The 12487-nt window shown below is 60.9% G+C and carries 15 protein-coding genes; 6 read left to right on the forward strand and 9 right to left on the reverse strand.

The genetic code is table 11. The features are described from left to right. Positions 1-144 precede the first annotated feature (144 nt). Entirely contained in the window at positions 145-381 is a 237-nt protein-coding gene (locus tag VKS22_00140) for a hypothetical protein (GenBank protein HLW69009.1), read from the forward strand. A 17-nt stretch (positions 382-398) separates the two neighbouring features. Here VKS22_00140 and VKS22_00145 read toward each other — a convergent pair whose 3' ends face one another. The 3 genes from VKS22_00145 to VKS22_00155 are packed head-to-tail and all read right to left on the reverse strand — an operon-like array spanning position 399 to position 3294. After that, positions 399-857, reverse strand: a complete 459-nt coding sequence (locus VKS22_00145) for a hypothetical protein (protein HLW69010.1) — start codon at positions 855-857, stop codon at positions 399-401. Positions 858-910: 53 nt separating this feature from the next. Beyond that, positions 911-1732, reverse strand: a complete 822-nt coding sequence (locus tag VKS22_00150; protein HLW69011.1) for an ATP-binding protein — start codon at positions 1730-1732, stop codon at positions 911-913. Next, positions 1729-3294 carry a DDE-type integrase/transposase/recombinase gene (locus VKS22_00155; protein HLW69012.1) on the reverse strand — a complete coding sequence of 522 codons (1566 nt, stop codon included), beginning with the start codon at positions 3292-3294 and terminating at the stop codon, positions 1729-1731. Before VKS22_00155 ends, VKS22_00150 begins: the two co-directional genes overlap by 4 nt. A 211-nt stretch (positions 3295-3505) precedes the next feature. Here VKS22_00155 and VKS22_00160 point away from each other — a divergent pair, with 211 nt between their 5' ends. The 5 genes from VKS22_00160 to VKS22_00180 all read left to right on the forward strand — a co-directional run bounded on the left by VKS22_00160 (position 3506) and on the right by VKS22_00180 (position 7977). Beyond that, complete coding sequence (locus VKS22_00160) at positions 3506-3763, forward strand: hypothetical protein (protein ID HLW69013.1); 258 nt, start codon at positions 3506-3508, stop codon at positions 3761-3763. A gap of 455 nt (positions 3764-4218) precedes the next feature. Further along, positions 4219-4941: a helix-turn-helix domain-containing protein gene (locus VKS22_00165; protein HLW69014.1), complete on the forward strand. Its 723-nt coding sequence runs from the start codon at positions 4219-4221 to the stop codon at positions 4939-4941. Positions 4942-5579: 638 nt separating this feature from the next. Next, positions 5580-6338 carry a riboflavin synthase gene (locus VKS22_00170; protein ID HLW69015.1) on the forward strand — a complete coding sequence of 253 codons (759 nt, stop codon included), beginning with the start codon at positions 5580-5582 and terminating at the stop codon, positions 6336-6338. Then, positions 6335-6817, forward strand: a complete 483-nt coding sequence (locus tag VKS22_00175) for an Rrf2 family transcriptional regulator (protein ID HLW69016.1) — start codon at positions 6335-6337, stop codon at positions 6815-6817. The genes VKS22_00170 and VKS22_00175 overlap by 4 nt, the downstream gene beginning before the upstream one ends. Next, entirely contained in the window at positions 6814-7977 is a 1164-nt protein-coding gene (locus VKS22_00180; GenBank protein HLW69017.1) for a GNAT family N-acetyltransferase, read from the forward strand. Before VKS22_00175 ends, VKS22_00180 begins: the two co-directional genes overlap by 4 nt. A gap of 98 nt (positions 7978-8075) precedes the next feature. On the opposite strand, the gene VKS22_00185 is transcribed toward VKS22_00180, so the two are convergent. The 6 genes from VKS22_00185 to VKS22_00210 all read right to left on the reverse strand — a co-directional run bounded on the left by VKS22_00185 (position 8076) and on the right by VKS22_00210 (position 11432). Next, the gene (locus tag VKS22_00185) at positions 8076-8495 is read right to left on the reverse strand and encodes a DUF1801 domain-containing protein (GenBank protein ID HLW69018.1); all 420 of its coding nucleotides are present in this window, start codon (positions 8493-8495) and stop codon (positions 8076-8078) included. A gap of 135 nt (positions 8496-8630) precedes the next feature. Then, on the reverse strand, positions 8631-9032 hold the full coding sequence (locus VKS22_00190; protein ID HLW69019.1) for a PIN domain-containing protein: 402 nt from the start codon (positions 9030-9032) through the stop codon (positions 8631-8633). After that, positions 9020-9235, reverse strand: coding sequence for a hypothetical protein (locus VKS22_00195; GenBank protein HLW69020.1), 216 nt, complete (start codon positions 9233-9235; stop codon positions 9020-9022). Before VKS22_00195 ends, VKS22_00190 begins: the two co-directional genes overlap by 13 nt. A 112-nt stretch (positions 9236-9347) precedes the next feature. Further along, positions 9348-9710 (reverse strand): isoprenylcysteine carboxylmethyltransferase family protein, encoded by a 363-nt coding sequence (locus VKS22_00200; protein HLW69021.1) that lies wholly within the window; start codon positions 9708-9710, stop codon positions 9348-9350. Continuing rightward, a complete protein-coding gene (locus tag VKS22_00205) occupies positions 9692-10021 on the reverse strand; it encodes a hypothetical protein (protein ID HLW69022.1) in 330 nt (109 codons plus the stop codon). Before VKS22_00205 ends, VKS22_00200 begins: the two co-directional genes overlap by 19 nt. Before the next feature lie 184 nt (positions 10022-10205). Continuing rightward, complete coding sequence (locus VKS22_00210) at positions 10206-11432, reverse strand: choice-of-anchor tandem repeat GloVer-containing protein (GenBank protein ID HLW69023.1); 1227 nt, start codon at positions 11430-11432, stop codon at positions 10206-10208. Between the last annotated feature and the right edge of the window lie 1055 nt (positions 11433-12487).

Consider the following 12487-nt stretch of genomic DNA (forward strand, 5'->3'; position numbering starts at 1 on the left):
TCTTCTCCGCAACACCCCGACCTGCGCGTCCTTCACCATGGAGCCTCACCGCCTCGCTCCACTTCTCTCGCGCGCCGCCGGGACGACGACAACCGGCAATTCTAATTGTCGTCAGCCAGCAAATTTAATTGTCGTTGATCAAACGTGGATCTTCCCCAACTCGGCGCCGCATGGTTTCGTCTGCGGATTTTCGTGCGCCGTTCATTGAGCTCCATCACCACGTCGATGCGCCGCAATCCACGCCCGCACATCTTCGGTTCGATAGCGGATGAGCTTCGAGCCGAGCTCGACGAACACCGGCCCTCGGCCCTGCCGCCGCCAGGCGCGCAGCGTTTCAGGCTCGATCCGCAACACGCGCGCAACCTCTACGTCTTCGAGTAGTTTTTCGAGCGTTTCACTCATGAGTCCGCCCGCCATACGACATAGCCGCTGCCATCGCGCCGCCGTACTGAGGCGCCGCCGATTATCAACCAGACAATTTCATCGCCCGGCTCCAGCGCCGCCGAGACTTTCTCGACGAATGCCTCAACCGGCCAGCCCTGATGTTGGTAAGCTTGTTTCGCGACAGACTCGATATGCTGTCGCAACTCTTGGGGCGTCCGCGTCAGAGTTGCGTGACAGCGTGAGCAGATACCCGTCGGCTTGGATTCGGCTTCTGCGAGCTCCCGATTGGCGACATCGACGAACGCCCCGGCCGCGATCACCACTGCCGCCAGATCGTAAATCGCCGCTTCGATCCTCTGGGTCAGCGCTTCGCGGTCGAACACTGATAAAGGCTTACTGCCGGATAATGCTGTTTCGAGCTGACGGAGCGCCGCGATCCCATCGCGCACGGTCACCTCTCGGCGAACTTGCATTTCCCTATCGTCTAGTTTGGCGGACATGATATTTCCCTCTGGCACCATTAGCCTCACCCGACTGCCGATCTGACCGGCAGATCCGTCAACGCTGAAAGCGATATTGGTACAGTTGCGGATTTCGCGGTCGAGGCCTTGGCTGGTGTCGCCGGCGGCGCTAAAATCCCAAAATCGACACAGTCGGTAAGTTTCAGAGCATCGAGCTTCGCGGCATGCGCGCGTTGTTCGAGTTGCGCAAACAGCCCCAACAAGACCCGGATCGAGCCGTTGCTTGCTCGGAGACATTCCACAATAACCTCGCGCTCGAACGCCACGCCTTCAACCAACTCACGGGCGAGCAAAGAAGCGTCCGCTAGGGAGCAACGCCTGAACTCAACCATGCCACCGATGCGCGAGCTTACCGCTTCGAGAAACTCAGTCGGACTCGCCAGTAATCGTGCCAGACTGTTGATCGAGATGAAGACAACGCGGATGCCCGCTCCGTCGGCGAGATCGCGAATTGCATTAAGCAAGTCGTGATGTTTCCCGCGCGCCAGATAGTCACTCTCATCAAGTAACAAAATTAGATTCGGGCGGGTACGCAGTTCGTCTAGCAGCGTCCTATACAAATACTCAGTCGAATGCCATTCCGCACCCCAGCGAGGGACAACCGCGTTAAGAATGTCCTTTAACATCATGCCGCGCGAAGTTCGCCACGCCTCGCAAGCGCGGACATATACAACGTCGCCACTCTTGAGGATCTCTTCGGTAAGCGCGGTTTTACCCAGACCGGCGCCGCCATAAATCAGTCCTAGCGGCTGAGAGTGGCTCGATAGGCGGTTGATCATCGCCACGCCGGCAGCGATGTTTTGCGTCGGCACGATTTTGCGCTTCATGCCACCAACCCCAATTGTTTGCGCGCCTCAAATTCTGGCCCGGTCTCGTAAATCAGGATTCGTCGAGCATCCGCCTCGCTCAACTGCTCTGGCGGGATCGATTTGAGCTCTAGATATTTGTCGAAGCGCTCTTCTGCTGGAGATTTTGCCTCGAAATCGTAACTGCAATCATTACCTGCCGGCGGCAGGCGCAGCTCAATCTGCGGCCGAAGCTGGCTAACATTGCTTAGGTCCACCGCCGCGGCACCTTTGATCGCTTCGCGGGCCGCCGTCAGCGCTGGTGTCTGATAGGAAATCCGCTCATGTTCCGGCACGACGGTCGGTGCGTTTTCAGTGGCGTATTTCAACACCTCATCCGCGAGGCTCGCGGGATTGATCCGCTTGACCAGGCGTCGCGTTTCCGCCCGTCGCTCGTTGATGAATTTATTTTGAAACCGCCGCGCTGTGATCGCGAGTGTGTCGCGATCTATCCCCGCGCGCTCGGGATTGACGGCGACGCAAAGCGCTTCACGCCCGCGCCGAGTTTCGCGAAATACATAGATGAGACCCATGTTTCCGGACGGGTGCGGAAAGACCGTCACCTGTTCGCCGCAATGCGTACTCAGTTCCTCCGCGATGAAATCGACACCCTCGATCGTCACTCTGCCGGCCACGATCTTGCGCTTCACTGCGGCTTGAGCGAGCAGCTCCAATTCAGCGCGGTCGTCGATGAACCGCACACCGCCGCGCCATGCCGCCGCTACCGCGTTCGGTATCCGGCCGGCGAGCCCCTTATGCGGCCGCTCGCCGTAAACTTTGTCGGCCCAAATATCAATTTTAATTTGTAACTCTTCGGCCGTCAGCGCCGCCTCAAACAGTTCAGCCCTGTTCTTGCCGAAGCGTGCTGCAAAAGATTGTCGCGCGCGCCGCGCTTGCTGCTCCGCAACGCTGTGGCCGGTGAAGCCTGGCAACATCGGAAAGAACTCGTGCGACAGAGTCCTGTTCATCCGCTCGACATGAGATTTCAGCTCAGGCCGGAAGGGCGGACGTGCCGTATAGATGATCCCCAAATCCGCGAGCAGCCGTTGCAGATATTCACTGACAAAGCCGGCGCCATTGTCGCCGGCGATCTCCTCGGGCACGCCCCACGCGGTGATCGCTTTACAAATCAGGCGCGCAGCTGCGCTTGCGCTTTCCGACGGCGCTACAAGAAACATCGAGCGCCGTGAGTATATGTCGATTACTGTGAGAATCGTGTAACGGCGGCCGTTCTTCAGCATGATATCGCCGGTTGTGCCGTCGATTTCCCAAAGCTGAGCTAACCGGACAACGTCGGTGTCCGCGTGCGCGATCTTAGTTCGGTGTTTGGCTTTGAAGCGGTCGGGATCGTTTAGGGCCTCTTCGAGCGCCGGATTTTCGATGCGCCAGCGCTTTGTGTAATCCTTGATCGTGGTCAGCGATGGGAGTTGAGCCTCCGGAAACCGCACGGCCATCGCTTCGCGGATCCGCGGCGCCCTGAGCGAGCGCCCGAACTGAGCGAGCATCGCGTGCGCGAGATCGCGGAGCTCCGTACTAGACTCCATGATCCCGCTACCCGCGCGGTTTTCCGTATTTCGGCGAGAGCCCGGCGATCCCATCACTCGCCCGCTTTGTCCATCGGATCAGAGTTGGCGGGCTGACCTTGGTCACTCCCGTCGGTAGCTCGATCTCACCCATCCGGCACAACTCGACGAAACGCTCACGCGCGAGGGCATCACTTAGCCCGGCGTGGAGCGTAAATTCCTGAGGCTAGTGATGACCTCGGTCCGCGCCATCGCTACCACGCCCGCCGAATCCGGCAATTCGATCAACGACTTGACGGCCGCGGCGCCGGCCCTAGCGGAAATCGGCAGCGTTGCACCGCCGCGCTCGCGCGCATCGGCTCTACTCGATGCGCGTTCGCCTTCTGAACTCAGCCCTGCCGCCGCGGCCGAACTGAATAATTTCTCGATCGTTTGTCGCTTTGTTCGGTGGCGCGCTTTTGAGAAGGCGCGCAAAATCTCGGATGTATAATGAGCTCGGTGAGCCTGCCCCAATTTCCGCTTCGGGATGCCGGCTTCGCTTGCGACTCGATTAAGATGATCAGTTGACCACCCGGCCGCCTTTGCGATCTGCTCTGCCGGCAACGCGATCATTGATCCCCTCGCTGGCCACTGCGTTTCGCATAACGCGCCGGCCAGATTTCTTCGGCGCTGACGCCGATCGTATCGGCGATGATTTTTTCTGAGCGGAGCCAGGGCTGGCGTAGCGCCAGACCGAGAGACTTTGGAGAATATCCGTGCTCGACGCTTAGCCGCCGAATGCTCCAGCCTCGCCGCGATAGCGCGGCGATGATCGCTGGCCGGTCCCACGAACTAGCGGTATCCGGCTTCGCTTTGTGGTAAGTTCTCGGCATAGGCAAGGCGATAGTCTCATAATTATCAGGCACTAGTCTCATAATTATCAGATGAAGGCAAGAACTCCGAGAGATGAAGGCAAGAACTCCGAGAGTAGACAGGCGAACGCCGAGTCACACGGTCGCCGAGCCCGATCCGAAAAGTCATTCCGGCTTCGTCAAACGGCTAAAAACAGTGATCCGTGATGCGGAAAGCATTCTTGCCCTCGCCGCTAAGGCCGGAGTCTCCGACAGCACGATCCATCTTTGGCTGAAGGACTCAGAGCCGAGTCGTAAAAAACTGATCGATCTAGCGGAAGCCGCGGGAGTTTCAGTCGAATGGCTGGCAACTGGCAGAGGCGAGATGAAGGCCGACCTGGTTCCGGAAGGCTATGTCGTTATAGATTCGACCACGAATATCGGCGAACCGGGAAAGCCTAAAGGCGAGCTCCACGGCGTCGCTCAACTAGCCTTCCAACTTAATTTGCTGCGAAGCTTACCTGGTTCACCTAAGCCGGAGACGCTGTTCCTCACTCACGCAAACGGCGACGCGATGGCGCCCACCATCCAAGACAGCGATCTTGTGCTGGTGAACTTCGCCGATGATCGCCGGATGCTTCGCGACGGTCTGTATGCCGTCATTTTACTCGGGCCGCCTCCAGTTTTTTTGATCCGCCGTATCCAGCTCGAGGGCACCGGGAGCTTTCACATTATATGTGACAACCCGGTTTACATGCCCTACAAGATGCCGATCAGAGCATACGCCGACGCTATTTTCTCTCGCGTCGTTTGGTTTGCGCGGACCCTTGACGGCTAACGTTCTTCTCGATTAGCTCGACTAATAAACAGCCGTTCACCCTCGATCCGCGCCGGCGGTCATCGTCAGGGCAGGAGCAGGCCGTTGAGAGCCTCCAAAAATGTCGAGCGAAGGCGATCTTCGCTCGACCTTTTTTCCTTCGCTCGACCTTTTCAAGCGCAAATAGTGTCGATATTTCAAGCGCTTAGGCTCGTCGCTCGACATTTTTCCGCATCGGCGGGATGGTTTGATCTAAATGTCGAGCGACGCCGTTAGGACCCGCGTCTGCCTAACGTCGCGTGCTTCTGCGCCTTCTTCGGTTCCAATCTGTCGGCGGGATGGTTTGATCTGACGAGCCGGGCTTTCCTGCCGTCGTTCCCTCTGCACGTGGCCCTCACGCGCGGTCTGACGACGGGTTCACACGCGGGCCAAAGCCCCGCCGTTGCTAGGGTTCAACGCTTCGCGCCGCTGCCCGTCCCAGCAAGTCGCGCCGAGGTCGCGGATCAACAAGTCTGGCCAAGTCCGCACTAGTCCGGCCAAAATTGCCGAAAGATCAAATCATCCCGTCTCTTACACACACACAGCCGCAGCGCCATGCTTGTGCAGGTGTAAAATAAAAAGTATGATTTTTCTGGACTTTTAGTCGAGCATCAAATCCCTTGTTCACCGGCATCATCGAAGACCTCGGCACCATCGAGCGCCTCGACCAATCCGCCGACGGCGCGGTCGTCACGATTCGCACCCGCCTGCCGCTCGCGCGTATCGCAATCGGTGAGTCGATCGCGGTCAACGGATGCTGCCTGACCGTCACCAAAAAAACTCGCGGCGCCTTCACCATGGATGTCTCGCCCGAGTCGCTGCGCCGCACGGTTCTGGGCGCGCTCAAGGTCGGCGACCGCGTCAATCTCGAACGCTGTCTGACGCTCGAAAAACTGCTCGGCGGTCATATGGTCTCGGGCCACGTCGACGGCGTCGGCCGCATCGTTTCGATCACCCCCGAGGGTGATTCGCGGCTCTACACCTTTGCCGCGCCGCCGCTCGTCGCGCGCTACCTCGTCGAGAAAGGTTCGGTCGCCATCGACGGCATCAGCCTCACCGTCTTTGATATATGCGCTAGCGGAGCGAAGGCTGCTGAGCGGAGCGAGCACGCGAGTCTGCGAGCTGCGTCAAAACTCTTAGCTGGCGACGCACAGCCGAATCTGGGCGCGGCGGCAAAATTCTCCGTCGCGCTGATCCCGCACACCCTCAAGATGACCACGCTCGGTTTCAAGCAGCCGGGCGACGCGGTCAATCTTGAGAGCGACATGCTGGTCAAATACGTCGAGCGCATCGCCGCCCCATATCTGCATAATGGCCGCGCCGCGAAATCACCGATCGCCGCGACGGCGCGCAAGCTGATCAGCGGAGGCCGGCCATGAGCCTGATGCAGATACCGCGCAAAATCGAGTACGCCCTCCGCGCGATGATTCACCTTGCCGACCATCCCGAGGGCGTCGCGCGCGGCCTCGAAATTGCCCGCGCCGAGCGCATCCCCAAGTACTACCTCGAGAAAGTCATTCGCGATCTGATGCGCGGGGGACTGGTGCGCGCGCGGCGCGGACCCGGCGGCGGCTACTACCTCGGCCGCTCCGCCGCGACCATCTCCTTCCGCGAAATAATCGAGGCGGTCGAAGGCCCCATCACCCTCAACCTCTGCGTCGACGGCGCGGTCTCCTGCGATCTGCAGCCGAGCTGCCGGATGTACCGGGTGTGGGAGCAGGGGCAGCGCGTCCTGCTCGACGTCTTCGCCCATACCAACCTGAGTGAAGTCGCCTCCTCGCGCCCGCGCAACGCCCCGTTTGTCGCTTCCGTGCGCGGCGCGACCGCTCCGCCGTCCCCCATTAACTCGGCGACTTGAGCGATACGTGCGGCGCTACTGCGCCCGCCCGCCGCGGGCCGGTCTTTACTGAGAAAGCCTTCTATCTCGAGGAGTTCTACGGCAAGAGCCTGCTCTTCACGCTGATTCCGCCGAGCGGCGAGCGCTTGAGCGAACTCGACGCCCTCGTCCGTACGCTGCGCGAGCTCAAGCGCAACTCCACCCGATGCATCCTCATCGCCTCGACCGCGGCCCTGCCCCGGATCCTCCGCCGCCTCGGCCGTCTCGCTCCGCGCGGCGAAATTCCAACCTTCAATCCGGCGCGCGGACTCCGCACCCGGCCCTATCCGCCCGATTCCGCGATCACCCAAATCTGGAGCGGCCTGCGCTCAGGCGCGATCGTGATCGCCGCGGTCGACTCGGGCGATGCCGCCGATCTCGTCGTCTTCGCTCGCGAGCTTGCCGCGCGCCTGCGCGTCTTCAAGCTTATCCTGCTCGACCGCGGCGGCGGCCTCGACAATGGCGACGGCGCGCGCCTGCCCTTCGTCGAGATCAAGCGTCTGCGCCGCGTCCTCGCCGGCGAGACCAGCCCGCTCCGCCGCGCCCTCGTCCGCGCCGCCGGCCATGCGCTTCGCGACGGCGTCCCCTCGGTCAATCTGACCGCCCCGCGCGAGGTCTATGACGAGCTTTTCAGCTTCATCGGCGCCGGCACGCTCTTCACCGAGCACCAGTACGGCGACGTCCGGCCGATCGCCATCGATGACTTCGAGGAGGCCGCCACGCTCATCAAGCGCGGCCAGAAGGAAGGTTCGCTGCTGCCGCGCGACGACGACGAAATCGCCCGCCTGCTCCCTTCGTGCTTCGGCTACCGCGTCGGCGACGAGAATCTGGCCGGCATCGTCTCGCTGCTGACCGAGCCCTACCGCCGCGAGCGCGCCGGCGAAATCACCGGCCTCTACACCCTGACCCGCTTCCAGCGCGAGGGCGTCGCCCAGGAACTCGTCGGCGAGGTCGTCGCCGAGGCCCGCGCCCGCCGTCTGCGTTACGTCTTCGCCTGCACCGCCGAGGCCAACGCCGCCCGCTTCTTCGCGCGGCTCAAATTCCGCCGCGTCACCGCAAGCGCCACGCCCGCCGCCAAATGGCGCGGCTACGACCGCACCCGCATCCCCCGCCTTCTCATCTTCCGCCAGGATTTGAAGTAGAGCTGCAGCAGCGGGTCTGAAACCGCTGGATCGAAACTATTCCCACGACACCTTCGCCACCACGCTCGCGGAGCTGTTCAGGGGCGGCGCGGAATCCCTTAAGACTTCGCTTTCTTCGCAGGTTTCGACTTGCCGGAACTGTTGAGAGCGGCCGCCTGGCGAACGAGCGTCTTGAAGGCCGACTCGTCAACTTCTTCGCCTTCGTGGATATCGATCGCGCGGCGTACGTTACCGTCGCGACTCGAGTTGAAGAGCCGGGCCGGATCCTTCAGAGACGCGCCCTTGGCGAAGGTCAGCTTCACGACCTTCTTATAGGATTCGCCCGTGCAGATGATGCCGTCGTGCGACCATACCGGAGTGCCCATCCACTTCCATTCCTCGACGGCGTTCGGGTCTGCTTCCTTGATGAGTTTGCGCATTCTGCTGAGGGTTGCCCCGCGCCAGTCCCCGAGTTCGGCGATTCTTTTCGAAATGAGTGCCGAGGCCGTCTGCCCTTGGCCCGCGCCAGTCTTCTTCATCTCTCATCCTGGAAGTTCCAGATATATAGTTCATTTGCACGACAGTGGTGGCCAGCCTGGATTATGAAGACGGCGGCGTCAATCGCGAGATAGAAATGAAGATTCCGCTCTATCAGATCAAGATCATGTGTCCCGTCAAAGACGCTGCACCTCGAGGCCCGGTATCTTCGGGAAGCTTCGCTCGTCGCGTGTGGCTACGGCGTAATCCTTCGCTACCGCGGTGGCGCCGATCATCAAGTCCCGCTCGCCCACCGCAATACCACGCTTGGCCAGGTCGGCCCACAACGAGGCGTGTAGTCGCGCCACGGTCAGATCAAAAGCGATCACCGGAAGCTGCGCGAGCAAGCCCTCGACGAAAGCCTGGCGCCGTTGCCGTTGAGCCGCCGTCCGTGCGCGATAGAGGCCGTGCAGAAGCTCAGAGGCGGTCACCGCCGAGATCGCGACGTCATCTTCCGCATAACGCGCCAAAATCTCGTCGAAAAGGAGCTGGCCCCGCTCCGCCGCGATCAGCACGCTTGAGTCGATCAGCGTCGCCATCCGGACTCGGCCACGACGGGTTGCTGCTTCACCAAATTCTCCACGGTGGCGAGATAGTCCTCATCCGGCTTGGGCAGCGTGCGGAGCAGGTTCACCAGCTCGGCCCCGCTGAACTTGGGCGGCCGCGCCGGCAGAATTTCGCAGATCGGCTTGCCGCCGCGTTCGACGGTGAAGCTCTCGCCCCCATAACGGACCCGGTTCATCAGCTCCGAGAAGCTCCGGGCAGCCTTGGTCGCTGAAATGCGCAATCCCACAAAATCAGATTTTCATAGATTTGCTGCCAGGGCTAGCGCTCCCGCCGCATACGCGGCGGCGCTACCAGACCCGCGGAATCAATCGCCAGGGGACGCGGCGGCGGTAGTCATTGTAGCCCGCAAGCTCCGCCGAGAGCGCACGCTCCTCGTCAAAGATTCGCGCCAGCAGAATCGGGAATGCGAGCACCGCGACCAGCAATCCCCATAGGGAACCCAGCGCAAGCGGCATCGCGAAGATCATCAGTACCGCGCCTGCGTACATTGGATGGCGTACGTACGCGTATGGCCCGGTCGAGATCACATGCTGCCCGGCCTCGACGGTGATCGTCGACGCCGCGAAGCTGTTTTCGCGCATCACCAGAATGAAAAACCCGAACATCGCCACGATGACCAGATTCGCGAGAATCACAATCGCGCCGGGCACGTGAGACCAGCCGACCGATAGTCCAGCCCCGGCACGATCGCCAACGCCACGAACATCACGAAAAGCAGCGCCACGATCAGCTTCTGGCGCGGCCGCGATTCCGCCTGCGGGCCGACCCGCATCCGCCGCGCGAGCAGCGCGCGATCGTGCTGGATCAGATAGACTCCGGTCGCGCTCGAAGAGCCGAGAAACGCCAGCCAGAAAACCCATCCTTGCCAGTACTGGATTGTTCCCGCCGCGACAAAAGTCAGCGCCACCGGAATCAGCAGCACCCCAGTTTGCGCCGCCGCTCTCATTGCAAATGACTTCATCGCGCGATGCTCGGATTTGACGCCGGCCACGCCGTCAAGTTTCTTGAACGCACAATCGAACTCGATGACGCCGCTCGCGTGTGAGTGTTCTCGCGGGTCATCGGCCCACGCCGGTCACGGTCACGTTCATCAGCGGCGGATCCGCCGCACTGGTAAGAGCACCGGCGAAGGCGAGGCACCTTCGCTAGGGGGTTACCTCGAACACGGTGCCTTGGAGACCCGACTCGCCTCCGCTCTCGGTGGTGCCGAAAAGTTCGTGATTGCTGAATACGAGACCAGATGCCGGGAGAACTCCGTCACCTGTGTTATTAAAGAAGGCATGTTTGACGCTCACGGTCCAGAGACCGCCAGGGGTCGTCGGTGGGGTCAGCTTGAAGACCGTACCTTCGCCGAACGAGGAACCACCGCCGGATAAGGTTGTGCCATAGAGGGTGCCAGCGGGGCCAGCCAGAAGGCTGCCTGCCGGACTCGATCCGTCTGACGAGCCCACGTCCTCGCCGAGGAATCTGTGCAGAACGCTCTCGGTCCAGAGACCACCAGGGGTCGTCGGCGGGGTCAGCTTGAAGACGACGCCGCAGCCTTTATTGCTGGAGCAAAACGCCTGAAATCTCTGGCCGCCCTCCAACGTCGTGCCGTAGAGCGCGCCGTTGGGGGCGAGTAGCAGGCCCGCGAGCGGCTCGCCGCCATCGTTTATCCCCGTAAAGGCGTACAGCACGCTCTCACTCCACGCGCCCCCCGAAATCGGAGGCGGCGTCAGCGCGAAGACTGTGCCGGAGTTTGACGCGCCGCCGAACTGCGTGGTTCCGTAGAGTGTGCCACTGCGATCAGCGACGAGTCCGGCCACTGGCTGGGAGCCGTCGCTTCCGCCCGTGAATGAGTGGAGGACGCTCTCCGTCCAGGGGCCGGCGCTGCTCGGCGGCTTGAGGGAAAACACCGTCCCCAAGCCGGATGCGCCACCAAGCTGGGCCGTCCCGTAAAGGATCCCGCTCGAATCTGCGATCAGGCTCGCGACGGGTTGAGAGCCGTCGCTTCCACCGGTAAAGGAGTAGAGCACACTCTCGCCCCACGAGCCGCCCGCAGTCGCGGGTGGCGTCACTTCGAAGACCGTGCCCAAGTTCGACGCGCCACCATCCTGTGTCGTTCCGAAGAGGGCACCCCTTCCAGCGAGCAGGCTGGCGACCGGGTTAGATCCATCGTCGCTTCCAGAACTTGGAAATTCATGAATAATAGTTACACCCCACGGGTCGCCGGCAACGGCGGGCGGGGTGAGCGAAAACACCGAACCGCCCGGGCCCGGCGTCGTACCATAGAGATTGCCGCTCTTGTCAACGATCACGCCGGCCGGTGACCCAGTGCTTGGAAAATTGTAAATGACGCTCTCGGTCGCATGGGCCGGCCCGGTGAACGCCATTAGCGCGAGGCTGAGGGCGCTCGCCGATACAATTGTCGCCGGGCTTCGTCGAGTTGTGGAGCTTCGTTTCGCTCGATCCGATCTCGACCGCTTGTTTTCCATAGCCAAAGGCTAAGCTATGGTGTTCATAAATGTCAATCCTGGAGCTATGGTGCAGCAGAGCTCGCTCAATCCGGGCCTGGGACAATCGAGCCACGCCGCGCAGCCAGCGAGATTTTGAGTGGTGTTTCTAGTTTCCTACTCCCAAATTTGGCGAGGCGATAATGAGCGCTTGAGTTCCACCGGAAGCCGCTCCCAAACCTCCCGTCGTTGCTCCATTAATCATCACATCCGCACCCTGAGTTTCACACTGAATCTTACAGGTCGCACCTGTGATGAAGGGATTTTGGGCGGTCGTCGAAGCCTCAAAGTTAGCTATTAGGGGCGACGGCCACGGCTGGGTCTGGTATCGTGTACTCGGAGACAGCAGCCCCAAATAACTCGCACCATAGCTATGTGCGTCGGATTCCGTCTGACCATGTATACCGTTTGATGTGCAGGAGAGTTTAAAGAGTAAGTCCGTCGGGACTGCCAACATGGTAGTGAAATCCACGGTGCCAGGGAGCATCACATAATGCGCGTTACCAAACCCCGCATCGATTGGCCACGGCTGAAAGGTCGCCATACACACGCTGCGCAATGACCCTGTGCAGGTTATGCCCCCAGTCGCACACTTGACGGCTTGTGAGATTGCTTGCGGAGCTGCAATATTAAATAAAACATTCGATGCCACACCGGCGCCACCTGCCGAGCTTGCAATAATCCCGAGCGTCTGCCCGTTTACTGCACCTCCCACAGGAACTCCAGAATCCTTGCAAGTCGCCGTCCACGGTGGTGCTGGGGATCGCGATATTGCCGATTGTCGGAGTATTGTCAAGGTAAGTCTAAAGGACTTCACTACAAGGTCCGGTCTGCTATTCTGGCTCGGACAGGCCGGCGCTTTGGCATTGGGCTATGTGCGCTGGTTCAACTCTTCGCTATAAGCCCTCTGAAGTTCGGGAAGGCTTACGGGAGAG

Source organism: Candidatus Binataceae bacterium (assembly GCA_035308025.1).
Classification (GTDB): Bacteria; Desulfobacterota; Binatia; order Binatales; family Binataceae; genus JAJPHI01.

What these genes read in the sequence shown, in the direction of transcription:
- VKS22_00195 (HLW69020.1), bottom strand. Translation starts at nt 9,235, where the DNA reads ATGAACCGGGTCCGTTATGGGGGCGAGAGCTTCACCGTCGAACGCGGC.
- VKS22_00205 (HLW69022.1), bottom strand. Translation starts at nt 10,021, where the DNA reads ATGAAGTCATTTGCAATGAGAGCGGCGGCGCAAACTGGGGTGCTGCTG.
- VKS22_00150 (HLW69011.1), bottom strand. Translation starts at nt 1,732, where the DNA reads ATGAAGCGCAAAATCGTGCCGACGCAAAACATCGCTGCCGGCGTGGCG.
- VKS22_00145 (HLW69010.1), bottom strand. Translation starts at nt 857, where the DNA reads ATGCAAGTTCGCCGAGAGGTGACCGTGCGCGATGGGATCGCGGCGCTC.
- VKS22_00175 (HLW69016.1), top strand. Translation starts at nt 6,335, where the DNA reads ATGAGCCTGATGCAGATACCGCGCAAAATCGAGTACGCCCTCCGCGCG.
- VKS22_00185 (HLW69018.1), bottom strand. Translation starts at nt 8,495, where the DNA reads ATGAAGAAGACTGGCGCGGGCCAAGGGCAGACGGCCTCGGCACTCATT.
- VKS22_00165 (HLW69014.1), top strand. Translation starts at nt 4,219, where the DNA reads ATGAAGGCAAGAACTCCGAGAGTAGACAGGCGAACGCCGAGTCACACG.
- VKS22_00190 (HLW69019.1), bottom strand. Translation starts at nt 9,032, where the DNA reads ATGGCGACGCTGATCGACTCAAGCGTGCTGATCGCGGCGGAGCGGGGC.
- VKS22_00155 (HLW69012.1), bottom strand. Translation starts at nt 3,294, where the DNA reads ATGGAGTCTAGTACGGAGCTCCGCGATCTCGCGCACGCGATGCTCGCT.
- VKS22_00160 (HLW69013.1), top strand. Translation starts at nt 3,506, where the DNA reads ATGACCTCGGTCCGCGCCATCGCTACCACGCCCGCCGAATCCGGCAAT.
- VKS22_00210 (HLW69023.1), bottom strand. Translation starts at nt 11,432, where the DNA reads ATGGCGTTCACCGGGCCGGCCCATGCGACCGAGAGCGTCATTTACAAT.